The 26,974-nt window shown below is 62.6% G+C and carries 19 protein-coding genes; 9 read left to right on the top strand and 10 right to left on the bottom strand.

All coding sequences use genetic code 11. The annotated features are described in order from the left end of the window. The first annotated feature begins 6 nt into the window (after positions 1–6). From nagA to nagE, 4 genes are read left to right on the top strand one after another with little or no spacing between them, the layout of a single operon-like run. Positions 7–1,113, top strand: a complete 1,107-nt coding sequence (gene nagA, locus J3P90_RS05175) for an N-acetylglucosamine-6-phosphate deacetylase (protein WP_434560431.1) — start codon at positions 7–9, stop codon at positions 1,111–1,113. After that, positions 1,094–2,116, top strand: a complete 1,023-nt coding sequence (locus J3P90_RS05170; protein ID WP_420765353.1) for an SIS domain-containing protein — start codon at positions 1,094–1,096, stop codon at positions 2,114–2,116. Before nagA ends, J3P90_RS05170 begins: the two co-directional genes overlap by 20 nt. 49 nt (positions 2,117–2,165) lie before the next feature. Continuing rightward, positions 2,166–4,679 (top strand): phosphoenolpyruvate--protein phosphotransferase, encoded by a 2,514-nt coding sequence (gene ptsP, locus J3P90_RS05165; protein ID WP_434675917.1) that lies wholly within the window; start codon positions 2,166–2,168, stop codon positions 4,677–4,679. 32 nt (positions 4,680–4,711) lie between these two features. Then, positions 4,712–6,427: an N-acetylglucosamine-specific PTS transporter subunit IIBC gene (gene nagE, locus J3P90_RS05160; RefSeq protein WP_434675916.1), complete on the top strand. Its 1,716-nt coding sequence runs from the start codon at positions 4,712–4,714 to the stop codon at positions 6,425–6,427. 206 nt (positions 6,428–6,633) lie between these two features. Here the strand turns inward: nagE and J3P90_RS05155 are convergent, their stop codons facing one another. Further along, positions 6,634–6,945 (bottom strand): NGG1p interacting factor NIF3, encoded by a 312-nt coding sequence (locus J3P90_RS05155; protein ID WP_434560437.1) that lies wholly within the window; start codon positions 6,943–6,945, stop codon positions 6,634–6,636. Between the two features lie 4 nt (positions 6,946–6,949). Next, positions 6,950–10,846, bottom strand: coding sequence for a phosphoribosylformylglycinamidine synthase (purL, locus tag J3P90_RS05150; RefSeq protein WP_420765357.1), 3,897 nt, complete (start codon positions 10,844–10,846; stop codon positions 6,950–6,952). A 288-nt stretch (positions 10,847–11,134) separates the two neighbouring features. Between purL and mltF the strand changes: the two genes are divergently transcribed. Beyond that, complete coding sequence (mltF, locus tag J3P90_RS05145; protein WP_434675915.1) at positions 11,135–12,595, top strand: membrane-bound lytic murein transglycosylase MltF; 1,461 nt, start codon at positions 11,135–11,137, stop codon at positions 12,593–12,595. Positions 12,596–12,718: 123 nt separating this feature from the next. On the opposite strand, the gene pdxJ is transcribed toward mltF, so the two are convergent. The 8 genes from pdxJ to lptF form a co-directional block, all read right to left on the bottom strand. Next, positions 12,719–13,462: a pyridoxine 5'-phosphate synthase gene (pdxJ, locus tag J3P90_RS05140; RefSeq protein ID WP_434560439.1), complete on the bottom strand. Its 744-nt coding sequence runs from the start codon at positions 13,460–13,462 to the stop codon at positions 12,719–12,721. A 50-nt stretch (positions 13,463–13,512) separates the two neighbouring features. Beyond that, the gene (gene recO, locus J3P90_RS05135) at positions 13,513–14,202 is read right to left on the bottom strand and encodes a DNA repair protein RecO (protein ID WP_420765360.1); all 690 of its coding nucleotides are present in this window, start codon (positions 14,200–14,202) and stop codon (positions 13,513–13,515) included. Between the two features lie 220 nt (positions 14,203–14,422). Then, positions 14,423–15,325 carry a GTPase Era gene (gene era / locus J3P90_RS05130; protein WP_039591481.1) on the bottom strand — a complete coding sequence of 301 codons (903 nt, stop codon included), beginning with the start codon at positions 15,323–15,325 and terminating at the stop codon, positions 14,423–14,425. Next, positions 15,318–16,007, bottom strand: coding sequence for a ribonuclease III (gene rnc / locus J3P90_RS05125; protein WP_245142433.1), 690 nt, complete (start codon positions 16,005–16,007; stop codon positions 15,318–15,320). Before rnc ends, era begins: the two co-directional genes overlap by 8 nt. A 184-nt stretch (positions 16,008–16,191) precedes the next feature. After that, positions 16,192–17,046 carry a signal peptidase I gene (gene lepB, locus J3P90_RS05120; RefSeq protein ID WP_420765361.1) on the bottom strand — a complete coding sequence of 285 codons (855 nt, stop codon included), beginning with the start codon at positions 17,044–17,046 and terminating at the stop codon, positions 16,192–16,194. A 5-nt stretch (positions 17,047–17,051) separates the two neighbouring features. Next, positions 17,052–18,851, bottom strand: a complete 1,800-nt coding sequence (gene lepA / locus J3P90_RS05115) for a translation elongation factor 4 (RefSeq protein WP_245142437.1) — start codon at positions 18,849–18,851, stop codon at positions 17,052–17,054. 141 nt (positions 18,852–18,992) lie between these two features. Continuing rightward, positions 18,993–20,054 carry an LPS export ABC transporter permease LptG gene (lptG, locus tag J3P90_RS05110; protein ID WP_434648824.1) on the bottom strand — a complete coding sequence of 354 codons (1,062 nt, stop codon included), beginning with the start codon at positions 20,052–20,054 and terminating at the stop codon, positions 18,993–18,995. Next, positions 20,047–21,168 (bottom strand): LPS export ABC transporter permease LptF, encoded by a 1,122-nt coding sequence (lptF, locus tag J3P90_RS05105; protein ID WP_434560445.1) that lies wholly within the window; start codon positions 21,166–21,168, stop codon positions 20,047–20,049. The genes lptG and lptF overlap by 8 nt, the downstream gene beginning before the upstream one ends. A gap of 360 nt (positions 21,169–21,528) precedes the next feature. On the opposite strand from lptF, the gene J3P90_RS05100 reads away from it, so the two are divergent. From J3P90_RS05100 to J3P90_RS05085, 4 genes are all read left to right on the top strand, one after another. Further along, positions 21,529–23,019, top strand: a complete 1,491-nt coding sequence (locus J3P90_RS05100; protein WP_420765364.1) for a leucyl aminopeptidase — start codon at positions 21,529–21,531, stop codon at positions 23,017–23,019. Positions 23,020–23,077: 58 nt separating this feature from the next. Continuing rightward, positions 23,078–23,506 (top strand): DNA polymerase III subunit chi, encoded by a 429-nt coding sequence (locus J3P90_RS05095; protein ID WP_434675914.1) that lies wholly within the window; start codon positions 23,078–23,080, stop codon positions 23,504–23,506. 7 nt (positions 23,507–23,513) lie between these two features. Beyond that, complete coding sequence (locus tag J3P90_RS05090; protein ID WP_420765366.1) at positions 23,514–23,879, top strand: DNA polymerase III subunit chi; 366 nt, start codon at positions 23,514–23,516, stop codon at positions 23,877–23,879. Between the two features lie 221 nt (positions 23,880–24,100). Continuing rightward, entirely contained in the window at positions 24,101–26,947 is a 2,847-nt protein-coding gene (locus J3P90_RS05085; RefSeq protein WP_434675913.1) for a valine--tRNA ligase, read from the top strand. Positions 26,948–26,974: the final 27 nt, after the last annotated feature.

Genomic DNA, 26,974 nt, shown 5'->3' with positions numbered 1-26,974 from the left:
AATCCCATGTCCGAAAACAACATCCTCACCGCCGACGGCTGGATACGCGGCCGCCTGATCCATGAACGCGGCAGGGTCGTGTCCATCGAAGGCCAGCCCTGCGACCCGACGAGCAACGACCTGCCCTACCTGCTGCCCGGCTTCATCGACCTGCATGTGCACGGCGGTGGCGGCAAGGACATCATGGAAGGCGCGGCGGCGTTCGAAACCATTGCCCGCACCCATGTGCGATTCGGCACAACGGCGTTGCTCGCCACGACGATGACGGCGCCGAGCGAAGAAATCATCCGCGTACTCAAGGCCCTCGGTGAATTTTGCGAACAGCGGCCCAGCGGCAGCGCACGGGTGCTCGGTGTTCACCTGGAAGGCCCTTACATCAACCCCGGCAAACTCGGCGCCCAACCGAATTTCGCCCACACCGCCTTGATGGCCGAGGTGGAAACGTACCTGGCCCTGGCGCCGATCCGCGTGATCACCATTGCCCCGGAAATCGCCGGTCACGATGCCTTGATTGGCGCCCTCAGCGCTCGCGGCGTGCGCATGCAGATCGGCCATACCCTCGGCAGCTATGAAGAAGGCGTCGCGGCACTCGCGGCCGGGGCCAGCAGTTTTACCCATTTGTATAACGCCATGAGCCCACTGCATCACCGCGAGCCCGGCATCGTAGGTGCGGCGCTGGCCCATGCGCAATACGCCGAACTGATCCCGGATTTGCTTCACGTGCACCCCGGTGCGATGCGCGTGGCGTTGCGTTCGATCCCGTGCCTGTATTGCGTCACCGATTCCACCGCCGCCGCTGGCATGCCCGACGGCGAATACAAGCTGGGCAGCCACACCGTGACCAAATGCCTGGGCGGCGTGCGCCTGGCCGATGGCACCCTGGCCGGCAGCACCCTGACCATGGACCAGGCCCTGCGCAACCTGGTGAAAATCGGCCTGCCGATCGACGAAGCTTCCCGACGCCTGTCGCAATTTCCCGCCGACTACCTCGGCCTGCCCGAGCGCGGACGCCTGCAACCCGGCGCCTGGGCCGACTGTGTGCGTCTCGACCGAAACTTGAACCTGATCGACGTGATGGTCGAAGGAGAAGCCATTGACTTGCAAAATGCTTGAAGAGGCCCAGGCCTCAGCCGAAGCCGTCGAGCGCCAACTGCAGCGGCTGGACCCAACGCTGGAGGAAATCGCCGGACGCCTGCGTCGTCAACCGCCGCAAGTGGCGATGACCATCGCTCGGGGCAGTTCCGACCACGCCGCCAGTTATTTCGCCTACCTGACCATGCAGCAATTGGGCTTGCCGGTGGCGTCGCTGCCGATGTCGGTGGTGACCCTGCAACAGGCGCCTTTGAAGGTCAGTGGCCAGGTGGCGTTCGCGTTCTCCCAGTCGGGGCAGAGCCCGGACCTGGTCAACAGCCTGCGCCTGTTGCGCAAACGCGGCGCATTGAGCGTTGCGATGGTCAACGCAGAGGATTCTCCGCTGGAGGCGGCCTGTGAATTCAGCGTGCCGTTGTGCGCCGGCGTCGAAAGCAGCGTTGCCGCCACCAAGAGTTTCATCGCTACCCTCAGCGCCAGCGCGCGTTTGGTGGCGCACTGGAAGGATGACGCCGAGTTGCTCGACGCCGGCGCTGCGCTGCCTGAGGGTTTGCGCGAGGCCGCAGGCCAGGACTGGGGCGCCGCCGTCGAAACGCTCCGTGATTGCCAGCGGCTCATGGTGATCGGCCGTGGCGCCGGGTTCGCCATCGCCCAGGAAGCGGCGCTCAAATTCAAGGAAACGTCGGCGATCCAGGCCGAGGCCTTCAGCAGCGCCGAGGTCCGCCACGGCCCGATGGCGCTGATCGATGAAAACTACCCGCTGTTGGTGTTCGCCCCGCGCGGTGCCGAGCAGGCCGGCGTGTTGGGTCTGGCCGCCGATATGCGCCAGCGCGGCGCCCGGGTGCTGCTGGCGGCTCCCGATGACATCGTCGAGCGCGACTTGACCTTGTCCCGCGCCGATCACCCGGCCCTGGACCCGATCCTGGCGATCCAGAGCTTTTATGGCATGGCTGCCCGGCTGGCCCTCGCCCGGGGCCTGGATCCGGACAAACCACGGCATTTGAGCAAGGTCACCCGGACCCACTGACCCGACGGCGTTCATGCAAGGCCCATGAAATTACACAGAGAGCGAGCCCATGCCCAACAACAATAAAGAGCTGACCCTCAGCGCCCCGCTCAGCGGCCCGGTGCTCACCCTCGCCAACGTTCCGGACGCCGTATTCGCCAGCGGCGCCATGGGCGACGGGATCGCCATCGACCCGCTGAACGACACCCTCTACGCCCCCTGCGACGGCGAGGTGATCCACGTCGCTCGCACCGGCCACGCCGTGACCCTGCGGGCCGACAACGGCGCCGAATTGCTGCTGCACCTGGGGCTGGACACCGTCGAGTTGCAGGGCGACGGCTTTTTCATGCTGGTCAAGGAAGGCACGCGCGTCAGCAACGGGCAAGCGCTGCTGCGCTACGACCTGGACAAAGTGGCCCAGCGCTGCAAAAGCCTGGTCAGCCTGTTGGTCATCACCAATGGCGAACATTTCCAGGCACGGCCTATCACCCTGAAAGGGGTCAAGGTCGGCGAACCTCTGTTGCACGTCGTCGCCAGGGCGCCCGGTGCAGGACAGCTTGACGACCTGGAAGTCGGCATCGAAGTGTCCGGCCAGATTCGCATCGCCCATCGAGGCGGCTTGCATGCGCGGCCGGCGGCCTTGGTTCGCCAGACCGCACGGGGATTCAAAAGCCGCTCGCAGTTACACTTTGGGGGGCGGTCGGCGTCCTGTGACAGCGTCATGGGCATGATGGGCCTGGCGATCACCGAACAGGCCGAAGTGCATGTCAGCTGTCGCGGCAGCGATGCCGAAGCGGCGCTGCAAGCGCTGCTGGCGAGCTTGTCCACCGCTCTGGCCGAAGAGGCTCACGGCAGGGCGCCGCAGGTCCAGACAACCCGGCACGCCGCCGAAGAAGGCGTATTGCATGGCGTCTGCGCCGCGCCCGGCCTGGCGAGCGGACCGCTGGTTCGATTGGATGGCATTCAATTACCCAAAGATCCCGGCGGCCACAATGTCGAAGAACAACGCCAACGACTGCTCGATGCCCTGGCTCAAGTCAGTCAGGATATCCAGCTGACACTCGAAAACGCCAAGGCCCGGCGCCACGTCGATGAGCAAGCGATCTTCAGCGCTCATTTGGCGTTGCTGGAAGATCCGGCCCTGTTGGATGCCGCGTACCTGTCTATCGAGCAAGGGAGCGCGGCGGCCCACGCCTGGAGCCGGTCGATCGACGTACAGTGCCAAGTGCTGCGGCAATTGCAAAGCACGCTGCTGGCCGAGCGCGCCAATGATTTGCATGACCTGCGCCAGCGGGTCCTGCGGGCACTGCTGGGCGAAGCCTGGCAATTCGACGTGCCGGCGGGCGCCATTGTCGTCGCGCAGGAACTGACCCCGTCGGACCTGTTGCAACTCTGCGCCCAGGGCGTGGCAGGCGTATGCATGGCCGAGGGCGGCGCGACGTCCCACGTGGCGATCCTGGCTCGCGGCAAAGGCCTGCCCTGCCTGGTTGCGTTGGGCGATCCGCTGCTTGAGCAGTTGCCAGGTCAACCGGTGGTGCTGGACGCCGACGGTGGCCGCCTCGAACTCACACCAAGCGCCGAGCGCCTGGCCCAGGTGCGGCAAGCACAAAGCCAACGCGCAGCGCTGCGGGCCCAGCAGCAAACCCTCGCCCACGCCCCGGCGCGAACCCTCGATGGCGTAGATGTCGAAGTCGCTGCCAACGTGGCCTCCAGCGCCGAAGCCGGCCAGGCCTTTGCCAACGGCGCCGATGGCGTTGGCCTGCTGCGCACTGAATTCCTTTTTGTCGACCGTCACACCGCCCCCGACGAACAAGAGCAGCGCCAGGCTTATCAAGCCGTGCTCGATGCCATGGGCGACAGGCCGGTGATCATCCGCACCATCGACGTCGGCGGCGACAAGCAATTGGACTACCTGCCGCTTCCGGCCGAAGCCAATCCGGTGCTCGGCCTGCGAGGCATTCGCCTGGGCCAGGTGCGCCCGGAACTGCTGGATCAACAATTGCGCGCGCTGCTGCAAATCCGTCCGTTGCATCGCTGCCGGATCCTGTTGCCGATGGTCACCGAGGTCGCCGAGCTGCTGCACATTCGCCAGCGCATTGACGTCCTGGGTGCGCAAATGGGCCTGGAGGAACGTCCGCAGGTGGGCGTGATGATCGAAGTGCCAGCCGCCGCATTGCTCGCCGAGCAACTGGCCGAGCATGCGGACTTCCTGTCCATCGGCACCAACGACCTTTCCCAGTACACCCTCGCCATGGACCGCGACCACGCCGGTCTCGCCGCCCGCGTCGACGCCTTGCACCCCGCGCTGTTGCGGCTGATCGCCCAGACCTGTGCCGGCGCCGCCCGCCATGGGCGTTGGGCTGGCGTGTGCGGAGCCCTGGCCTCCGATCCCCTGGCGACACCTGTGCTGATCGGGCTGGGTGTACGGGAGCTGTCGGTCAGCCCGCCGCAGGTAGGCGAAATCAAGGACCGCGTGCGCCGCCTCGACACAGCGCAGTGCCGCCGCGTCAGTACCGATTTGCTGAACCTGCCCAGCGCCGCCGCCGTGCGCCAGGCCTGTCATCAACATTGGCCCCTGGGCTGAGACCGTCGCAGAACAATAAAAGGAGAGACGCCATGTACCAGCATTTCATCGAAGGGCTGCAACGCCTCGGCAGGGCGCTGATGCTGCCGATCGCGATTTTGCCGATTGCCGGCCTGCTGCTGCGCCTGGGTGACACGGACCTGTTGAACATCGCGATCATCCACGATGCCGGCCAGGCGATCTTCGCCAACCTGGCGCTGATCTTCGCCATCGGCATCGCCGTGGGCTTCGCCCGGGACAATAACGGTACGGCCGGACTGGCCGGGGCCATCGGCTACCTGGTAATGGTCGCGACATTGAAGGTGCTCGACGCGACGATCAACATGGGCATGCTCGCCGGGATCGTCAGTGGGTTGTTGGCCGGCGGGCTGTACAACCGCTTCAAGGACATCAAGCTGCCGGAGTACCTGGCGTTTTTTGGGGGCCGGCGCTTCGTGCCGATTGTGACCGGTTTCAGCGCGGTGGGCCTTGGCGTGATGTTCGGCCTGATCTGGCCGCCGATCCAGCACGGCATCAACAGCTTCGGCGAGCTGTTGATGGCCAGCGGCAGCTTCGGCGCGTTCGTCTTCGGTGTGTTCAATCGACTGCTGATCGTCACTGGCCTGCACCACATCCTCAACAACATGGCATGGTTCATTTTCGGCAGCTTCACTGACCCCGCCACCGGCGCCGTGGTCACCGGTGACCTGACCCGTTATTTCGCCGGCGACCCCAAGGGCGGCCAGTTCATGACCGGCATGTTCCCGGTGATGCTTTTCGGCCTACCCGCTGCGTGCCTGGCGATGTACCGCAATGCCCTGCCCCAGCGGCGCAAGGTCATGGGCGGGATTCTGTTGTCCATGGCGTTGACCTCGTTCCTGACCGGCGTCACCGAGCCGATCGAATTCGCCTTCATGTTCCTCGCGCCGCTGCTGTATCTGGTCCATGCGTTGCTCACCGGCCTGTCGATGGCGGTGACCAATCTGTTGGATATTCACCTGGGCTTTACCTTCTCGGGCGGTTTCATCGACATGGTCCTGGGCTGGGGCAAATCCACCAACGGGTGGCTGGTCGTACCGGTGGGCCTGGTCTATGGGGCGATCTATTTCCTGGTGTTCGACTTCTGCATCCGCCGCTTTGACCTGAAGACGCCGGGACGTGAAGACGTGGCGATGGGCGAAAAGCCGATCATCGCCGAAAACCAACGTGCCGCCGCCTACATCCAGGCCCTGGGTGGCGCCGACAACTTGATTACCGTCGGCGCCTGCACCACGCGCTTGCGCCTGGACATGGTGGATCGCAACAAGGCCTGCGACGCCCAGCTCAAGGCCCTTGGCGCCATGGCGGTGGTCCGCCCCGGCAATGGCGGCAGCTTGCAGGTGGTGGTGGGGCCGATGGCCGATAGCATTGCCGATGAGATTCGCTTGGCGTTGCCCTCTTCCGATCAGGCCGTCAGTACGCCCGCGAACGCGGTGGTCGAGCCGGCCTTAACGACAATTGTCCCGGAGACCGAAGCACAGCAATGGCTCGATGCCCTGGGCGGTGGCAGGAATGTGTTGCAGCTCGATTGCGTGGCGATGAGCCGTTTGCGCGTGCGGTTGGCCGATGGCAAGAGGATGTCGGAAAGCCAGCTCAAGACGTTGGGTTGCCAGGGGGTCAGTTCGCTGGAGGATGGCGTGTGGCATTTGCTGCTGGGGGAGAAAGCGCCGGGGTTGTGGCGGGCGTTGGAGGCGGTGGTGCCGAGTCGTCAGGCGGGTGTCAAAGCCTAGGCCTTCGCCGACTGTCTGGCCCCTGTGGCGAGGGGATTTATCCCCGTTGGGCTGCGCAGCAGCCCCCTAAGCAGCAACCCCATCTGCCTGACACACCGGGGAATCAGTATTTGGGGCTGCTGCGCAGCCCAGCGGGGATAAATCCCCTCGCCACAATAAAAAACCCGCTGATCCAATCAGCGGGTTTTTCATTTAAACGGGGAGGATCAGAAATCCTCCAACCGCCACACCTCATACGCCGGTGTCTCGTAGGGATGGCTCTGTCTCAATGCCTCCACCACGGGGCGAATCAGATCGTCAGCGACAACAAGCTCAACCTTCCATTCCTCGACCTGCTCGACCTGCCCCGCCTCGCCAATGAACGGCTGGCTGCCGTCCAACGGGCGAAACTGGCCCAGGCCCAGCACTTGCCAGGCGCAGTGGTCATAGTCGCCGATTCGCCCACCACCGGCAGCGAATACGGCGCTTTTGACCTCGTCCACGTGGCTGGCCGGGACGAAGAAGCAGAGCTTGTACACCGCCTCAGTTCACCCAGACGCGCGCGTTGCGGAACATGCGCATCCATGGCGCGTCTTCGTTCCAGTCGTCCGAACGCCACGAGTTCTGCACCGCGCGGAACACCCGCTCCGGGTGCGGCATCATGATCGTGACGCGGCCGTCGCGGCTGGTCAGGCCGGTGATCCCGCGCGGCGAGCCGTTCGGGTTGGCCGGGTAGGTTTCGGTGACCTTGCCGTGGTTGTCGACAAAACGCAGCGACACACAACCGGACAGGTCGGCTTCAAGCAACGCTTCCTCGCTCTGGAACTCCGCATGGCCTTCACCGTGGGCGATGGCGATCGGCATGCGCGAACCGGCCATGCCCTGCAGGAAGATCGAGTTCGACTCCTGCACCTGGACCATCGCGACGCGGGCTTCGAACTGCTCGGAACGGTTACGCACGAAGTGCGGCCAGAACTCGCTGCCCGGGATCAGCTCGTGCAGGTTGGACATCATCTGGCAACCGTTGCACACACCGAGGGTGAAGCTGTCGTTGCGCTCGAAGAAGCCCTGGAACGCATCGCGGGCGCGGCTGTTGAACAGCGCCGACTTGGCCCAGCCTTCACCGGCGCCCAGCACGTCGCCGTAGGAGAAGCCGCCGCAGGCAACCATGCCTTTGAAATCGTTCAGGTCGACACGTCCGGCGAGGATGTCACTCATGTGCACGTCGATCGCGCTGAAACCGGCGCGGTCGAACGCCGCCGCCATCTCCACCTGGCCGTTGACGCCCTGCTCGCGCAGGACCGCTACTTGCGGGCGAATGCCTTTCTTGATGTAAGGCGCGGCCACGTTTTCGTTGACGTCGAAGCTGAGCTTGGCGCTGAGGCCCGGGTTGTCTTCTTCCAGCAGCGCGTCGAATTCCTGCTCGGCGCATTCGGCGTTATCGCGCAGGCGCTGGATCTGGTAGCTGGTCTCGGCCCACTGGCGCTGCAACAAGCGACGCTGGCCTTCGAAGACGGTGTCGCCGTTGAAGGTGATATTGATGTGGGCGTTGTTGATCGGCTGGCCGATGACCGAGACGCACTCGGCCAGGCCGGCGGCGCTGAACTGGGCGAGGATGTCCGGGGTGGCGTCCTGGCGAACCTGGATCACCGCACCCAACTCTTCGTTGAACAGGATCGCCGGGATCTCACTGGCCGACTCGGCCACGCTGTCCAGGGTCAGGTTCAAGCCGCAGTGACCGGCGAAAGCCATTTCCATCACGGTGGTCAGCAAGCCGCCATCGGAACGGTCGTGGTAGGCCAACAGGTGACCGTCGGCGTTCAGGCCCTGGATCACGGCGAAGAACGCCTTCAGGTCTTCGGCATCGTCGACGTCCGGTGCTTGCGAGCCGAGCTTGCCGTGCACCTGGGCCAGGATCGAGGCGCCCATGCGGTTCTGGCCACGGCCCAGGTCGATCAGGATCAGATCGGTGGTGCCCTTGTCCATGCGCAGTTGCGGGGTCAGGGTCTGGCGGATGTCGGTGACCGGGGCGAAACCGGTCACGATCAGCGACAGTGGCGAGGTCACGCTCTTGTCCACGCCTTCGTCGTTCCAGCGCGTGGCCATGGACATGGAGTCCTTGCCCACCGGAATGGTGATGCCCAGTTCAGGGCACAGTTCCATGCCGACGGCCTTGACGGTGTCGTACAAGCGCGCGTCTTCGCCGGGGTGACCGGCGGCGGACATCCAGTTGGCCGACAGCTTGATGTCGGAAATCTTGCCGATGCGCGAGGCCGCGATGTTGGTCAGGGTCTCACCGATCGCCATGCGGCCCGAAGCCGGGGCGTCCAGCAGCGCCAGCGGCGTGCGCTCGCCCATGGCCATGGCTTCGCCAGTGTAGACGTCGAAGCTGGTGGCGGTCACGGCCACGTCGGCCACCGGCACCTGCCATGGGCCGACCATCTGATCACGTGCCACGAGGCCGGTGATGGTGCGGTCGCCGATGGTGATCAGGAAGCTCTTGCTCGCCACGGCCGGGTGATGCAGCACGCGCTCGATGGAATCGGCGATGTCGAGGGTGGACGGATCGAAATCGTCGCCCAGCTCGGTTTCGCGAACCGCCGAACGGTGCATGCGCGGGGCTTTGCCCAGCAGCACTTCCAGCGGCATGTCCACCGGGCTGTTGCCAAAGTGACTGTCGGTCACGGTCAGTTGCGGCTCGGCGGTGGCTTCACCCACCACGGCAAACGGGCAACGCTCGCGTTCGCAAATGGCCTGGAAGCGCTCGAAGTCAGCCGGGCCGACCGCCAGGACGTAACGCTCCTGGGATTCGTTGCTCCAGATTTCGTGCGGGGCCATGCCCGGCTCGTCGTTCGGAATGTTGCGCAATTCGAAGCGGCCACCACGGCCACCGTCGTTGACCAGTTCCGGGAAGGCGTTGGACAGGCCGCCCGCCCCGACGTCGTGGATGAAGCTGATGGGGTTGTTCTCACCCAACTGCCAGCAACGGTCGATGACTTCCTGGCAACGGCGTTCCATTTCCGGGTTTTCCCGCTGGACCGACGCGAAATCCAGGTCGGCCGAGCTGGTGCCGGTGGCCATGGACGAAGCCGCGCCGCCGCCCAGGCCGATCAGCATGGCCGGGCCGCCGAGGACGATCAGCTTGGAGCCGACCACGATCTCGCCTTTCTGCACGTGTTCGGCGCGGATGTTGCCCATGCCGCCCGCGAGCATGATCGGCTTGTGGTAGCCGCGAACCTCTTCACCACGTGGGGTGGTGATGGATTGTTCGAAGGTCCGGAAGTAGCCGGTCAGGGCCGGACGGCCGAATTCGTTGTTGAACGCCGCGCCGCCCAGTGGGCCTTCGATCATGATGTCGAGGGCGTTGACGATGCGCTCAGGCTTGCCGTACGGCTTTTCCCACGGCTGTTCGAAGCCAGGAATCTGCAGGTTCGACACGGTGAAGCCGGTCAGGCCGGCCTTGGGCTTGGCCCCGCGACCGGTGGCGCCTTCGTCGCGGATCTCGCCACCGGAACCGGTGGACGCGCCCGGGAACGGGGCAATGGCGGTCGGGTGGTTGTGGGTCTCGACTTTCATCAGGATGTGCACCGGCTCCTGGACCGCACCGTACTGGCGGGTCTCGGGGTTCGGGTAGAAGCGACCGGCAACATTGCCAACGATCACCGCGGCGTTGTCCTTGTAGGCCGACAGCACACCTTCGTTGTGCATCTGGTAGGTGTTCTTGATCATGCCGAACAGGCTCTTTTCCTGGCTCTGGCCGTCAATGTCCCAACTGGCGTTGAAGATCTTGTGGCGGCAATGCTCGGAGTTGGCCTGGGCGAACATCATCAGTTCGATGTCGTGGGGGTTGCGCTTCAAGCCCTGGAAGGCGTTGACCAGGTAATCGATCTCGTCTTCGGCCAGGGCCAGGCCCAGCTCGGCGTTGGCTTTTTCCAGCGCGGCGCGGCCACCGCCCAATACGTCGATGGCGGTCAGCGGCTTGGGTTCGGCGTGGCTGAACAGGCCGGCGGCCTGCTCCAGGTTGCCCAGTACGACCTGGGTCATGCGGTCATGCAGGCCTTCGGCGATCAGTTGGGCCTCGGCCTCGCTGAACTCACCGGCGACATAAAAGGCAATGCCGCGCTCCAGGCGCTGGATCTTCGACAGGCCGCAGTTGCGGGCAATGTCACTGGCCTTGCTCGACCACGGCGAAATGGTGCCGAAACGCGGCAACACCAGGAACAGGCGGCCGGTTGGCTCCTGGACTGGAACACTTGGGCCGTACTTCAGGAGGCGCGCGAGCACCTGCTGTTCGTCGCCAGTCAAACCGCCGGTAACTTCGGCGAAGTGAGCGAATTCAGCATACAAGCCACTGACAGCCGGTACTTTCTGGCTCAGTTGCTCAAGAAGTTTGCTGTGGCGAAAGGCAGAAAGGGCAGGAGCGCCGCGCAGGATCAACATCTTCGGGACAGCCTCGGGAAGGGGTGTGCTTTGAGGCCGTGCATTCTAGCCTAAACCGCTGCCAACGGCACCCGAAACGCTACGTCAGGTGCGAGCCGAACGTCGGTCGTGGCGCGGATAGCTTGATTACCCGGCCATCCGGCCCGCGCCACAGAGATATTTTTTATCCCTGCGGGGCCCTGCCGCGCGCCGGCCCGCTTGGCTTGCGGACACGTTTTGCAACCTCTATCAGACTGGCCTTTTGCTGTCGATATATGGCGGTCGAGGCCGTTTGCGTATACTGCGCAGATGTTTTCCCCAACGGCTTTGCGTCCGCGGTACGCCAGATGGCTGATCGCAACCGGACTCTTCCTGGTGCTCAGTGGCTGTGTTGAGAAACCCAACACACTGGAGCGCGTAAAGGAGGATGGCGTGCTGCGGGTCGTTACCCGGAACAGCCCCGCCACCTACTTCCAGGATCGCAGTGGTGAAACCGGCTTCGAATACGAGCTGGTGAAGCGTTTCGCCGAGGATTTGGGGGTCGAGCTGAAAATCGAGACCGCCGACAACCTCGACGACCTATTCAGCCAGATCGGCAAGCCCAACGGCCCGGTGCTGGCCGCGGCAGGCCTGGTCAGCAGCGAACAGCGCAAAAAACAGGTTCGCTTTTCCAGCCCTTACCTGGAAGTCACCCCACAGATCATCTATCGCAACGGTCAGTCGCGCCCCACCGACGCGGCGGCCCTGGCCGGCAAGAAGATCATGGTGCTCAAGGGCAGCTCCCATGCCGAACAATTGGCACAGCTGAAGCAGCAATATCCTGGGATCGAATACGAAGAATCCGACGCCGTTGAAGTCGTCGACCTGCTGCGCATGGTCGACGAGGGCCAGATCGACCTGACGCTGGTGGACTCCAACGAAGTGGCGATGAACCAGGTCTACTTCCCCAACGTGCGCGTGGCGTTCGACCTGGGCGACACCCGCAGCCAGAGCTGGGCAGTGGGCCCCGGCGAAGACAACAGCCTGCTCAATGAAATCAACGCCTACCTGAACAAGGTGCAGAAGAATGGCACGTTGCAGCGATTGAAGGATCGCTACTACGGCCACGTTGACGTCCTCGGCTATATGGGCGCAACGACGTTTGCCCAGCACCTGCAGCAGCGGCTGCCCAAATACGAACAGCATTTCAAGACCTACGCCAAGAAGGAAAAAGTCGATTGGCGGTTGCTGGCTGCCATCGGCTATCAGGAATCGCTCTGGCAACCGACGGTGACCTCCAAGACCGGTGTGCGCGGCCTGATGATGCTGACCCAGAACACCGCCCAGGCCATGGGTGTATCCAACCGCCTCGATCCGAAGCAGAGCATCATGGGCGGCGCCAAGTACCTGGCCTATATGAAGGAACAACTGGATGAAAGCATCGAGGAACCGGACCGCACCTGGTTCGCCCTCGCCGCCTATAACGTGGGCAGTGGTCATCTGGACGACGCGCGCAAGCTCGCCGCCAAGGAAGGGCTGAATCCGAACAAGTGGCTGGATGTGAAAAAAATTCTGCCGCGCCTGTCCCAGAAGCAGTGGTACAGCAAGACCCGCTACGGCTACGCCCGGGGCGGGGAGCCGGTGCATTTCGTGGCGAACATCCGTCGCTACTACGACATCTTGACCTGGGTGACGCAGCCACAGCTCGAAGGCAACCAGGTGGCCGAGGGCAACCTGCACGTGCCGGGTGTCGACAAGAGCAAGCCGAACCAGGAATCACCGCAACTCTGACAGCCATACACATCTAAATGTGGGAGCGAGCCTGCTCGCGAAAGCAGTGCATCAGTCGGCATGATTGTTAACTGACACTCCGCTTTCGCGAGCAGGCTCGCTCCCACAGGGTGTGGTGATGGGTCAGGATCTGGCGGCCGCCAGGATCAGCGCCTTCATTTCCGACACAGCTGACTTGAACCCGACAAACAACGCATGGGCCACCAGCGCATGGCCGATGTTCAGCTCGTTGATGCCCTTGATGGCGGCGACAGCTTCGACGTTGTGATAATGCAGGCCGTGGCCGGCGTTGACGATCAGGCCCTGGGCCAGGCCAAAGGTGACGCCGTCTGCCACCCGTTGCAGCTCATCGGCCACGTCCGTGGGGGTCTGGGCATCGGCGTAGCGCCCGGTGTGCAGCTCGATGGCCGGCGCGCCGACCCGCTTGGAGGCTTCGATCTGCCGCTCGTCGGCGTCGATGAACAGCGACACCTCGGCGCCCATCTTCGACAGCCGCTCCACCGCGGCCTTGATCCGCGCCTCCTGCCCCGCCACGTCCAGGCCGCCTTCGGTGGTCAGCTCCTGACGGGTTTCCGGGACCAGGCAGATGTGCGCAGGGCGGATGCGCTCGGCAAAGGCCATCATTTCTTCGGTCACGCCCATTTCGAAGTTCATGCGGGTTTGCAGCACATCCTTGAGCAGCAGCACATCGCGCTCCTGGATGTGGCGACGGTCCTCGCGCAGGTGCACGGTAATGCCATCGGCGCCCGCCTCTTCGGCATCCAGTGCGGCCTTGACCGGATCCGGGTAGCGAGTACCTCGGGCCTGGCGCAGGGTGGCGACATGGTCGATGTTCACGCCGAGAAGAATGCGATTGCTGGTGCTCACGAAAAGCGCTCCTGAATGGACAGAGATTCGGCCCACAGCATACGGGTAGATCAGGGCTTGCGAAACAGCTCGCGACTGACCAGCGGCCGGCCGCCCAAATGAACCGCCAGGGCTTGGCGCATCAAACGCTTGGCCGCCGCCAATGCACCGGGCGCGGTCCAGTCGGCCTCGGCCATGGCAAGAAGCTCAACGCCATTGAACAACCCGGGTTGCAACTGGTAGACCTGCTCCAGGCCCGCGTCCACCTGTAAGCGGTAGAGGCCGTCCGCCGCGATGGGTTGTCCGTGCAGGTCGGTGTCGAGGGAAAAACCGTAGCCCAGATCGTCCAGCAGGCGCCATTCGAAAGAGCGCAGCAATGGCTCCAGAGGGCGACCTTCGGCCAGGGCCAGCAGCGTGGCGGCATAGTGGTCGAAGACTTCAGGATGAGGATCCTCGGCGGGGAGCAGGCGGATCAGCAATTCATTGAGGTACAAACCACTGAACAGCGCTTCGCCGTTGAGCCAGGCCGCGACGCCGTTGCTTTCCATGCGCCCGACATTCTTCAATTCGCCCCTGCCGCGAAACTCGACGTCCAATGGGACGAACGGCCGCGCCAGCGTCCCGGCCTTGCCCCGAGCCCCACGCAACACCGCTCTCAGCCGCCCTTGGGGCGTGAGGAAGTCCACCAGGGCGCTGCTTTCGCGGTAGGCGCGGCTGTGCAGGACATAGGCGGGTTGGGCGGTGGGTGGGTTGGGGGACATCGGGGGCCTGAATATCAACAAGACATCAATGGTTGAAGAAATCCTGTGGCGAGGGAGCTTGCTCCCGCTCGGCTGCGAAGCAGCCGTGAAACCAGGCCATACGATGGGTTTGGCTAGATGAGATCGCAGATCCGGGGGCTGCTTCGCGGCCCAGCGGGAGCAAGCTCCCTCGCCACAGAGGCTCGCTCCCACAGTGGCATTCATGTACTCACATTAACGATTACAGGTCGCCGTAACCCAGCGAACGCAACGCGCGCTCGTCATCGGACCAGCCGCCTTTCACCTTGACCCACAGGTTGAGCATGATCTTGGAGTCGAACAGCAGCTCCATGTCCTTGCGCGCCTCGGTGCCGATGCGCTTGATGCGCTCGCCCTTGTCGCCAATGATGATCTTCTTCTGGCCATCACGTTCGACGAGAATCAAGGCATGGATGTGCAGGGTCTTGCCCTGTTGCTTGAATTCCTCGATCTCCACCGTGATCTGGTACGGCAGCTCGGCGCCCATCTGGCGCATGATTTTCTCGCGCACCAGCTCGGCGGCGAGGAAACGGCTGCTGCGGTCGGTGATCTGGTCTTCGGGAAAGAAATGATCGTTTTCCGGCAGGTGCTCGGCGATCACCCGCTCCAGCGCGTCGAGGTTGTGACCGTGTTGGGCGGAAATCGGGATGATTTGCGCGTTCGGCAACTGTTCCTGCAACCAGGTCAGGTGCGGCATCAGCTCTGCCTTGTCTTCGATGCGGTCGGTCTTGTTCAGCGCCACGATCAAGGGACCGGTCACGTATTGGACGCGCTCGAGGACCATCTGGTCTTCTTCGGTCCACTTGGTGCGGTCGACCACGAAGATCACCACGTCAACGTCTTTCAACGCTGCCGAGGCAGTCTTGTTCATGTAGCGGTTCAGGGCCTTCTCACCGCCCTTGTGCATTCCCGGAGTATCGACGTAGATCGCCTGCACATCGCCTTCGGTCTTGATGCCCAGCATGTTGTGGCGCGTGGTCTGAGGCTTGCGCGAGGTGATCGCCAGCTTCTGGCCCAGGATGTGGTTCAGCAACGTGGACTTGCCCACGTTCGGCCGACCGACAATGGCGACATAGCCGCATCGGGTGACGGTTGTATCAGTCATTGCCATTCTCCACGCCCAAGGCGATCAGTGCTGCGGCGGCCGCTACCTGTTCGGCGATACGACGGCTCACGCCCTGGCCACGGCTTTTTTCATTCAATAAGACCACTTCGCATTCGACGAAAAAGGTTCGGCAATGCGGTTCCCCCTGGATATCCACCACTTCGTAGCGTGGCAGTTCGCAACTGCGCGATTGCAAAAATTCCTGCAAGCGGGTCTTGGGGTCCTTGTTGGTGTCCACCAGCGTCAGGCTGTCGATCTCGGAAGTCAGCCAGGCCAGCACGCGCTCGCGCGCCATTTCCATGCCCGAGTCCAGGTAGATCGCGCCAATCAATGCCTCCAGGGCGTCGGCGAGGATCGATTCGCGGCGGAAACCACCGCTTTTCAGTTCGCCGGAACCCAGGCGCAGGTACTCGCCCAAGTCGAAACCCCGCGCCAATACGGCCAGGGTCTCACCTTTCACGAGCCTTGCGCGCAAACGCGACAACTGGCCTTCGCGAGCCAGGGGAAAGCGTTCGAACAACGCCTCGCCGGCGACGAAATTGAGGATGGCATCGCCGAGGAATTCCAGGCGCTCGTTGTTGCGCCCGGCAAAACTGCGGTGAGTGAGGGCCAGGAGCATCAGCTCCTGATCCTTGAAGGTGTAGCCGAGCTGACGCTCGAGGCGGCTTAGAGAAACGCTCACGGTTTACCCACGCTGAGTTCGTGGCTGGATTCCACCGCCACGGCGGCAAGGCGCCGTTGGCTTGGGACAATTAACGCTGTGTTCAAAAATGACGTCCTGACTATCGTTGGCTTCATGCCTTCGGGCAGCCTTGTGCAGGCTCCAGAAATGCATTCGGCGCTGTGTTCAACAGCGCCGTGTGTGATTACTTGATCAACCCTACCCGCGAGAAGTTCGGCAGGTGGCTGAGTTTGGGTTCCGGCCAGCTCATCCAGACCGCAAAGGCCTTGCCGACGATATTGCGGTCGGGGACCATGCCCAACATGTCCTTGGGTATGTTCGGATCATCCCAGTAACGGCTGTCGTTGGAGTTGTCGCGGTTGTCGCCCATCATGAAATAGTGCCCGGCCGGCACGGTCCATGAATGGTCCGGCGTGGCGCGGTAGCGGCTCATTTCCTTGCGGATCTGGTGTTCTGCCTCGCCGAGTTTTTCCTTGTAGAGCTCGGCACTGCCCAGCGTGCCCGGTTCGGAACCGATCAACTGCTCGGCAACCAGTTCGCCATTGACGAACAAGCGTTTGTCGGCCGTATAGCGGATCTTGTCGCCCGGCAGGCCCACCACACGCTTGATGTAGTTGACGTTCGGGTCGCTTGGGAAGCGGAACACCATCACGTCGCCGCGTTGCGGGTCGCCGATCTCGATGACCTTCTTGTCGATCACTGGCAGCCGGATCCCATAGGAAAACTTGTTCACCAGGATGAAGTCGCCCACATCCAGGGTGGGCTTCATCGAACCGGACGGAATCTGGAACGGCTCCACCAGGAACGAGCGCAGCACCAGCACGATGAACAGCACCGGGAAGAACGACTTGCCGTACTCGACAAGCAGCGGTTCCTTGTTGAGCTTTTCAATGACCACGCCGTCAGGCTGGCTGACACTGCCCTGATAAGAGGCAATGGCGGCCCGGCGCCGAGGCGCCAGGAACAACAGATCAAGCAACGCCAACAGGCCGCAGACAAACACGGCGATAACCAGCAACAGCGGGAAATTTAGCGACATAGGACCTAACTATCCAACCTGAGCACCGCGAGGAAGGCTTCCTGTGGAATTTCCACGTTGCCGACCTGCTTCATGCGTTTTTTACCGGCCTTCTGCTTTTCCAACAGCTTGCGCTTACGGCTGACGTCGCCGCCGTAGCATTTGGCCAATACGTTCTTTCTGAGTGCCTTGACGGTTGTACGCGCCACAATCTGCCCGCCAATGGCGGCCTGGATTGCCACATCGAACATCTGCCGCGGAATCAGTTCCTTCATCTTCTCGGTCAACGCACGACCTTTGTAGTGCGCGTTGTCGCGGTGCACGATCAATGCCAGGGCATCGACTTTTTCGCCGTTGATCAGCACATCCAGTTTCACCAGATTAGCCGATTGGTAACGATCGAAATGATAGTCCAGCGAAGCATAGCCGCGGCTGGTGGATTTCAGGCGATCGAAGAAGTCCAGCACCACTTCGTTCATCGGCAGGTCGTAGGTCACCTGGACCTGCGAGCCGAGGAACAGCATGTCGTGCTGCACGCCGCGCTTCTCGATGCACAGGGTAATGACGTTGCCCAGGTGCTCCTGAGGCACAAGGATGTTGGCCCTCACGATCGGCTCGCGCATGTCTTCGATGGCCGACAGGTCCGGCAGCTTGGACGGGTTGTCGACGTAGATAGTCTCGCCGTTCTTGAGCAGCAGCTCGAAGATTACCGTCGGCGCCGTGGTGATCAGGTCCAGGTCGTACTCGCGCTCCAGGCGCTCCTGGATGATTTCCATGTGCAGCATGCCGAGGAACCCGCAACGGAAGCCGAAGCCCAGGGCGTCGGAACTTTCTGGGGTGTACTGCAGGGACGAGTCGTTCAGGGTCAGCTTTTGCAGGGCTTCGCGGAAGTCTTCGAAGTCGTCGGAACTGACCGGGAACAGGCCGGCGTAGACCTGTGGCTGGATGCGTTTGAAGCCTGGCAGCACATCGACGTCGGGGGTGGAGCTCAAGGTCAGGGTATCGCCCACCGGCGCCCCATGAATGTCCTTGATGCCCGCGATGATGAAGCCCACTTCACCGGCCTTCAGGTCGGTGGTAGCGGTGTGTTTCGGGTTGAAGACACCGACGCTGTCCACCAGGTGGATCTTGCCGGTGGACTTGACCAGGATCTTGTCGCCCTTCTTCACGCGGCCATGGCGCACGCGAACCAGGGAAACCACGCCCAGGTAGTTGTCGAACCAGGAGTCGATGATCAACGCTTGCAGCGGATCTTCGATATTGCCGGTCGGCGCGGGAATGGTGGTGACGAGGCGCTCGAGCACTTCATCCACGCCCAGGCCGGTCTTGGCGCTGCACGTGACCGCGTCGGTGGCATCGATGCCGATGATTTTTTCGATTTCTTCCTTCACGCGGTCCGGATCGGCCTGGGGCAGGTCGATCTTGTTCAGCACCGGCATGACTTCCAGGCCCTGCTCGATGGCCGTGTAGCAGTTGGCGACCGACTGGGCCTCGACGCCCTGGCCGGCATCGACCACCAGCAACGCACCTTCACAGGCCGCCAGCGACCGGCTGACTTCATAGGTGAAGTCGACGTGGCCCGGGGTATCGATGAAGTTGAGCTGGTAGGTAATGCCGTCGCGAGCCTTGTAGTAAAGGGTAACGCTGTGGGCCTTGATGGTGATCCCGCGTTCACGCTCGAGGTCCATGGAGTCCAGGACCTGGGCTTCCATTTCACGCTCGGCCAGGCCGCCGCACATCTGGATGAAGCGATCAGCCAGCGTCGACTTGCCATGGTCAATGTGGGCGATGATGGAGAAATTGCGGATATGACTCAAATCACTCACGGATCAACACTCAAAAAGGCTGCAGGCATGGCCCGCCGAAAAATAGCCGGGAATTGTACCCGATACACCGCGCAAGCGTCACGCTCGCCTGTCGATGAGCATGTGTGGCGAGGATGCTTGCTCGCCACATCGAGCGTTGAATCAACCTGCCCGGCGCAACAGCCAGAGCCCGGCCAACGCGCAGACGCCGGCCGGCACCAGCACCGCGAACAATGGCGAGAAGCCGAACACCAGGCTCGATGGCCCGAGCAGATCCTGGGCAATGCGGAAAGTAAAGCCCACTAGCACACCGGTGAATACCCGTTGGCCAAGGGTCACGGAGCGCAGCGGACCGAAGATGAAGGAGATGGCCATCAACACCAGCGCAGCGGTCACCAGGGGTTGCAACACCTTGACCCAAAAAGCCAGCCAGTAGCGACCGTTGTTCAGGCCCTGGTCCGCCAGGTAATGGATGTACCCCCACAACCCGGTGATAGACAACGAGTCCGGCGCCATGACCACGGTGCTGAGCAGCTGCGGGCTGAGCGCCACGTCCCAACGCTCCTGCGGTGCGGTGACGACTTCGGTGCGCTTGTCATGGAACAGCGTGGTGGTGACATCGCTCAGTTGCCAGTGATCGTCGGCGAATTGGGCCCGCTTGGCGAAGCTGGAGGACAACATATGCCGCTGATCGTCGAAACGGTAGCGGGTCACGCCATACAAGGTTCCGTTGGGTTGGACCGAGTTGATATGGATGAACTCTTCGCCCTGGCGGTGCCACAGACCGTGCTTGGCGCTTTGCGCGTCACCGCCGCCCTGGGCCAGGGAGCGGTTGGCCTGGGCGGTATTCTCGGTGGCCGGGGCGACGTACTCGCCGATCAGCACACCTACCAGCATCAGCACCAGCATGGGTTTCATCACCGCCCAGACGATCCGACCGATGGACACGCCAGCGGCGCGCATGATGGTCAGTTCGCTGTTGCTCGCCAGGCTGCCCAGGCCGATCAGGCAGCCGATCAATGCGGCCATCGGCAGCATGTCGTACAAGCGGCGCGGCGCGGTCAGCAATACGTAGCTCGCCACGTCCAGCAGCGTATAGGTATCGCTGACATCGCCCATTTCATCAATGAACGCGAACAAGGTCGCCAGGCCAAGAATGATCCCCAATACGGCGAGGATCGCCATGAATACGCTGCTGCCGATGTAGCGATCGAGCTTAACCACGGGCCACCTCCAGCGCGCTGCGACGACTTGCGAGCTTCAGGCGCAGGGGCTCCCAGTAGAGCAGCCCCAGGCCAATGGCCAGGAATATCGAATGCACCCACCACAGGCCCAGCGTCGGCGGGATCTTGCCTTTCTCCAGGGCGCTGCGGGCGGAAATCAGGATGGTCAGGTAAGCCATATACAAAAGAATCGCCGGCAACAACTTGAGGAAACGGCCCTGGCGCGGATTGACCCGCGACAGCGGAACCGCCATGAGCGTCACGATAAATACCAGCAGCGGCAGCGACAGGCGCCATTGCAGCTCGGTGCGGGCGCGGATGTCGTCGTTGCCCAGCAGGCTGGCCGTGGACATGGCGTCACGATCGGTGACTTCGTCGCTGGCCTCCGGCTTGGGTAGCAATACGCCGTAGGTGTCGTACTTGATCGCCCGGTAGTTGGCCTGGCCTGGCGTGCCATCGTAGCGATAGCCATTTTCAAGGATCAGGTAGCGGTTGCCGTCGGGGTTGATTTCCTGGCGACCTTTTTCAGCCACCAGCACGGAAATGCCCCGATCCTTCTTGGTGTCCGAAGACACATTCTTCTGGGTAATGAAGACGCCGCCCAGGTCGATGCGATCGTCCGAGAGCTGTTCGGTATAAGTGACCCGCGTCCCGTCCCGCAGGGCCTGGAAGCGCCCCGGTACCAAGGTGTCGAATTCGGTCATGGCGTCCTGCTGGTTGATCAACAGCTGGAACTGGTTGGCCCCTTGCGGCGACAGGCTCAGGCTCAGCCACGCGACCACCAGCGCCACGAGCGTTGCCGGGAACAAGGTGATGCGGAACAGCCGTTGCTGGCTCATGCCGGTGGCCGACAGCACGGTCATTTCGCTGTCCAGATACAAGCGCCCATAGGCCAGCAGGATGCCGAGGAACAGCCCCAGCGGCAGAATCAATTGCAGGAAGCCCGGCAGGCGGAACCCCATGATCAGGAACAGGGAGCCCGGGTCCAAGGCACCGGAGGCCGCCTGGGCGAGGTATTTGATGAAGCGCCCGCTCATGATGATGACCAGCAGCACGGCGCTGACGGCGCTCAGGGTCAACAGGACTTCGCGGGATAGGTAACGGAAGACGATCAAACCAGACACTCCAGGATTGTCAGGCTGGGCCTTGTACGAGAAGCGCCTGCGCGACTTTTCATACAAACCCTAAGGCGGCCAAACTAGCAAACGTATCGAGCCGGCCCACAATGCGAGCCGCCGAAAAAAGAGCCGCATTATCCTGTGATTGGAGGCGCCTGTCACTGCGCACGCTTTAAGCAGACGCTTCATGGCCAAAAAGTTAACGATTGCCAGGGTTGTCAGGCTCGGGCGCCGAGGTTCAAACTGCCGCCTTTGTCGCCGGCAAGCCCGGCGCTTCTTTTTATAGAAGACAGCTGTTCAGCGCGCCAATGTCGTCGTGGCGCCTGGCCTCTTGACCATTGACTCAAGGATCCGGACATGGAACTGGTTGTAAAAAGCGTCAGCCCAGAAACGTTGAAGACCGCCACCCTGGTGGTTGCCGTGGGTGAAAACCGCAAGCTCGGCGTCGTTGCCAGCCAGCTCGACGCCCTGAGCGGCGGTGCAATCAGCGCCGTGCTCAAGCGCGGCGACCTGGCCGGCAAGGTCGGCCAGAGCCTGTTGCTGCACAACCTGCCCAACCTCAAGGCCGACCGTGTGCTGCTGGTGGGCGTGGGCAAGGACGCCGAACTGGGCGACCGTCCGTTGCGCAAGATCATCGCCGGCGTGCTGGCCACCCTGAAAAACCTCGGTGGCGGCGACGCTGCACTGGCGCTGGACGAACTGATAGTCAAAGGCCGCGACAGCTACGGCAAGAATCGCCTGCTGGCCGAAACCCTGATTGACGGCGAGTACCAGTTCGACCGCTTCAAGAGCCAGAAAGCCGAACCGCGCGCCCTGAAGAAAATCACCCTGCTGACCATCAAGGCCGCCCAGGCCGAAGTCCAGCGCGCCGTGACCCATGCCACCGCCATTGCCAACGGCATGGCTTTCACCCGTGACCTGGGAAACCTGCCGCCGAACATCTGCCACCCGACTTTCATGGGCGAACAGGCCAAGGCGCTTGGCAAGGAATTCAAGGGTCTCAAGGTCGAGGTCTTCGACGAGAAGAAGATCAAGGACCTGGGCATGGGCTCGTTCTATGCCGTCGGCCAGGGCAGCGCCCAGCCGCCGCGCCTGATCGTCATGCAATACAACGGTGGCAAGAAATCCGAGAAGCCGTACGCGCTGGTCGGCAAGGGCATCACCTTTGACACCGGCGGCATCAGCCTCAAGCCCGGCGCCGGCATGGACGAAATGAAATATGACATGGGCGGCGCCGCCAGCGTGTTCGGCACCCTGCGCGCCGTGCTCGAACTGCAATTGCCGATCAACCTGGTGTGCATCCTCGCCTGCGCCGAGAACATGCCCAGCGGCACGGCGTCGCGCCCTGGCGACATCGTCACCACCATGAGCGGCCAGACTGTCGAAATCCTCAACACCGACGCCGAAGGCCGCTTGGTGCTGTGCGACGCCCTCACCTACTCCGAACGCTTCAAGCCGCAAGCGGTGATCGACATCGCCACTTTGACCGGCGCCTGCGTGGTTGCCTTGGGCGCCCATACCTCGGGCCTGCTGGGCAACAATGACGAGCTGATCGCCCAATTGCTGAGCGCCGGCCAGCAAGCCGACGACCGCGCCTGGCAACTGCCGTTGTTCGACGAGTACCAGGAACAGCTGGACAGCCCATTCGCCGACATCGCCAACATCGGCGGCCCGAAAGCCGGGACCATCACGGCGGCGTGCTTCCTGTCGCGCTTCACCAAGAACTTGAATTGGGCGCACCTGGACATCGCCGGCACGGCCTGGACCAGCGGCGGCAAGGACAAGGGCGCCACCGGCCGTCCGGTCCCCCTGTTGACCCAGTACCTCCTGGACCGCGCCAAAGCCTGACACTGATGATCGCCGGTACGTCGCCTTCGGGCGGCGCATCGGCGATCCAGGAACCGCAATGACCAAAGTCGATTTCTATATCCTGCCCAGCGCCGATCCCTCGGCGCGGCTGGATTTCGCCTGCAAACTCACCGAAAAGGCCTGGCGCATGGGCCATCGCATCTACGTGCATTGCAGCGATGCCGCCCAGCGTGACGACCTCGATGCGCGCTTGTGGGCGTTCAAGGGCGAGAGCTTCGTGCCCCATGGCCCTGCCGAAAACGAACCCGAGGGCTTGATCGTGCTCGGGCTTGGGAATGACTGCGGGCAACACCACGACCTGCTGGTCAACCTCGACCTGAAAGCGCCGGCCTTCGCCCAGCGCTTCGCCCGCGTGGCGGAAGTGGTGGTGGAAGACCCGGCCATCCGGCAAGCCGCTCGGGAGAGTTTCCGTTTCTACCGTGAACAGGGCTATCCTCTGCAAGACCACCGTTTACAGCGACTCTGAGCCTACGATGGATACTCCAAAACCTTCGCAAAAACCCGCGCAACTGCTGGATGACCTCGAGTCGATCCGCCAACTGCTCGGCGATGACAACCTGCAACCGCCGCTGCTGACCGATACGGTGGAGCACGAGCCGGTGCATGACGAACAGATCCCGCTGCTGTTCGACCCGATCAACGGCCAGCCTGAACCCCAGCCAGCCACCAAGGCAGAACCGAAAGGCCCCGACGCCCTGCTACACCTGGACCGGGAACTTCGTGCCGCCGCGCAGTTGATCATGCAAGACGTCATCGACGACTTCGCACCGCATATCGAGACCGAGATCAAGCGCCGGTTGGATGCGCGGATGGAGCGGTTGTTGAGCCAGTACCAATAGCGTCCTCCGCCTCATTGTGAACATCCTGTGGGAGCGAGCCTGCTCGCGATAGCGGGCTGTCAGTCACCATCCATGTTGAATGTGATGGCCTTATCGCGAGCAAGCTCGCGCCCACAGGGGTCAACTGTCTCCGCATTCATCGCAGCTTGTGGCTTGCACCAGCCCTGCCCGCTATACTTCCCGGCTTTTCCTGAATAAATGCCTATAGGGTCCCGCCGCGCATGGATAAGACCTACCAGCCGCACGCCATTGAAACTTCCTGGTACAACACCTGGGAGTCCGAGAATTATTTCGCTCCGCAAGGCGCGGGCGATTCCTACACCATCATGATCCCGCCGCCGAATGTCACCGGCAGCCTGCACATGGGCCACGGTTTCAACAACGCGATCATGGACGCCCTGATCCGTTTCCGTCGCATGCAAGGTCGTAATACGTTGTGGCAACCTGGCACCGACCACGCCGGTATCGCCACCCAGATGTTGGTGGAGCGCCGCCTCGAAGCCCAGGGCCAGAATCGTCATGACCTGGGTCGCGAAAAATTCCTGGAGAAAGTCTGGGAATGGAAAGAGGAGTCCGGCGGCAACATCACCCGCCAGATCCGCCGCCTCGGTTCGTCCGTGGACTGGAGCCGCGAGCGCTTCACCATGGACGACGGCCTCTCGGAAGCGGTGAAGGAAGCCTTCGTGCGCCTGCATGAAGACGGTCTGATTTACCGCGGCAAGCGCTTGGTCAACTGGGACACCAAGCTGCACACGGCGATTTCCGACCTCGAAGTGGAGAACCACGACGAGAAGGGTTTCCTGTGGAACCTGAAGTACCCGCTGGCCGACGGCGCGAAAACCGCCGAAGGCAAGGATTACCTGATCGTTGCCACTACCCGTCCGGAAACCATGCTCGGCGACGCCGCCGTGGCGGTGAACCCGAACGACGAGCGCTATCAGGCATTGATCGGCAAGTTTGTCGAGCTGCCGTTGGTGGGCCGTCGTATTCCGATCATCGGCGACGATTATTGCGACCCTGAATTCGGCACCGGTTGCGTGAAAATCACCCCGGCCCACGATTTCAACGACTACGAAGTCGGCAAGCGCCACAACCTGCCGCTGCTGAACATCTTCGACAAGAACGCCAATGTCTTGCCAGCAGCCCAGGTATTCAACCTCGATGGCACGCTGAACGAGAACGTCGACGGCCAGATTCCGGCCGAATTCGCCGGCCTGGAGCGCTTCGAGGCACGCAAGCAGATCGTCGCGGCCTTCGAAGCCGCCGGCCTGCTGGTGAGCGTCGATGATCACGCCCTGAAAGTCCCGAAAGGCGACCGTTCCGGCACCATCATCGAGCCGTGGCTGACCGATCAATGGTACGTGTCCACCAAGCCGTTGGCCGAGCCGGCGATTGCCGCCGTGGAAGACGGCCGCATCCAGTTCGTGCCCAAGCAATACGAAAACATGTACTTCTCGTGGATGCGCGACATTCAGGATTGGTGCATCAGCCGTCAGCTGTGGTGGGGGCATCGCATCCCGGCCTGGTACGACGAGTCGGGCAAGGTCTACGTTGGCCGTGATGAAGCCGAAGTCCGCGCCAAGCACAACCTCGGCCCGGACGTTGCCCTGCAACAGGACAACGACGTTCTCGATACCTGGTTCAGCTCCGGCCTGTGGACCTTCTCCACCCTAGGCTGGCCGCAGCAGACCGAATTCCTGAAGAAATTCCACTCCACCGACGTGCTGGTCACCGGCTTCGACATCATTTTCTTCTGGGTCGCCCGGATGATCATGATGACCATGCACTTGATGAAAAACGAAGACGGTACCCCGCAGGTGCCGTTCAAGACCGTTTATGTCCATGGCCTGGTGCGCGACGGCCAGGGCCAGAAGATGTCCAAGTCCAAGGGCAACGTCCTGGATCCGCTGGACATCATCGACGGCATCGACCTGGAAACCCTGGTGCAGAAACGCACCTCCGGCCTGATGCAGCCAAAACTGGCGAAGAAGATCGAGAAAGCCACCCGCGAAGAGTTCGCGGACGGCATCGCCAGCTACGGCACCGATGCCCTGCGTTTCACTTTCTGTTCGCTGGCATCCACCGGTCGCGACATCAAGTTCGACATGGGCCGCGTCGAAGGCTATCGCAACTTCTGCAACAAGATCTGGAACGCCGCGCGTTACGTGTTGGATAAAGGCGAAGATTGCGGCCAGAACGGCGAAGCCTACGAGCTGACCCTGGCGGATCGCTGGATCATTTCCCAGCTGCAACGCACCGAAGCCGAAGTAACCCGCCAGCTCGACCAGTTCCGTTTCGACCTGGCGGCGCAAGCGCTGTACGAGTTCATCTGGAACCAGTATTGCGACTGGTACCTGGAACTGTCCAAGCCGGTTTTGTGGGACGAAAACGCTCCGGTCGAGCGCCAGCGCGGCACCCGTCGCACCTTGGTTCGGGTATTGGAAGTGGCCTTGCGCCTGGCGCATCCGTTCATGCCGTTCATCACCGAGGAAATCTGGCAGCGCGTCGCGCCGCTGGCTGGTGCGCAGGGCAAGACGATCATGCTGCAACCGTGGCCGGTGGCCAACGAGAGCCGCATCGATCCGGCGGCCGAAGACGACATCGAGTGGCTGAAGACCTTCATGCTCGGCCTGCGCAACATCCGCGCCGAAATGAACATCGGCCCGGGCAAGCCGCTGACCCTGTTCCTCAAAAACGCCAGCGCCGAAGACCTGCGCCGCCTCAATGAGAACGAAGCGCTGCTCAAGAAGCTGGCGAAGCTTGAATCGGTGACCGTGCTGGCTGCCGGCGAAGAGGCGCCGCTGTCGGCCACCGCATTGGTCGGCGAGATGGAAGTGCTGGTGCCGATGGCAGGCCTGATCGACAAGGCGGCCGAACTGGCGCGCCTGGACAAGGAAATCCTGCGCCTGAAGGGTGAAGTCCAGCGCGTTGGCGGCAAGCTGTCGAACGCCGGCTTTGTCGACAAGGCGCCGGCCGAAGTCATCGAGAAGGAACGGGCCAAGTTGGCCGAGGCTGAGCTGGCCCTGGGCAAGCTGGCTGAGCAGCATGCGCGGATTGCCAGTCTGTAACGGCAGATCGCAGTTAGAAAGGGAGGC

The sequence above is a fragment of the Pseudomonas sp. D3-10 genome (assembly GCF_051132175.1).
In the GTDB taxonomy this organism is placed as follows: domain Bacteria; phylum Pseudomonadota; class Gammaproteobacteria; order Pseudomonadales; family Pseudomonadaceae; genus Aquipseudomonas.
The sequence above is the reverse complement of the archived record's forward strand: the minus strand, read 5'-3'. Positions and strand labels throughout refer to the sequence as shown.

Bases quoted from the DNA above. Each gene is read 5' to 3' on its own strand.
- nagA (WP_434560431.1), top strand. From the start codon at position 7: ATGTCCGAAAACAACATCCTCACCGCCGACGGCTGGATACGCGGCCGC.
- ptsP (WP_434675917.1), top strand. From the start codon at position 2,166: ATGCCCAACAACAATAAAGAGCTGACCCTCAGCGCCCCGCTCAGCGGC.
- nagE (WP_434675916.1), top strand. From the start codon at position 4,712: ATGTACCAGCATTTCATCGAAGGGCTGCAACGCCTCGGCAGGGCGCTG.
- purL (WP_420765357.1), bottom strand. From the start codon at position 10,846: ATGTTGATCCTGCGCGGCGCTCCTGCCCTTTCTGCCTTTCGCCACAGC.
- mltF (WP_434675915.1), top strand. From the start codon at position 11,135: ATGTTTTCCCCAACGGCTTTGCGTCCGCGGTACGCCAGATGGCTGATC.
- recO (WP_420765360.1), bottom strand. From the start codon at position 14,202: ATGTCCCCCAACCCACCCACCGCCCAACCCGCCTATGTCCTGCACAGC.
- era (WP_039591481.1), bottom strand. From the start codon at position 15,325: ATGACTGATACAACCGTCACCCGATGCGGCTATGTCGCCATTGTCGGT.
- lepB (WP_420765361.1), bottom strand. From the start codon at position 17,046: ATGTCGCTAAATTTCCCGCTGTTGCTGGTTATCGCCGTGTTTGTCTGC.
- J3P90_RS05100 (WP_420765364.1), top strand. From the start codon at position 21,529: ATGGAACTGGTTGTAAAAAGCGTCAGCCCAGAAACGTTGAAGACCGCC.
- J3P90_RS05095 (WP_434675914.1), top strand. From the start codon at position 23,078: ATGACCAAAGTCGATTTCTATATCCTGCCCAGCGCCGATCCCTCGGCG.
- J3P90_RS05090 (WP_420765366.1), top strand. From the start codon at position 23,514: ATGGATACTCCAAAACCTTCGCAAAAACCCGCGCAACTGCTGGATGAC.
- J3P90_RS05085 (WP_434675913.1), top strand. From the start codon at position 24,101: ATGGATAAGACCTACCAGCCGCACGCCATTGAAACTTCCTGGTACAAC.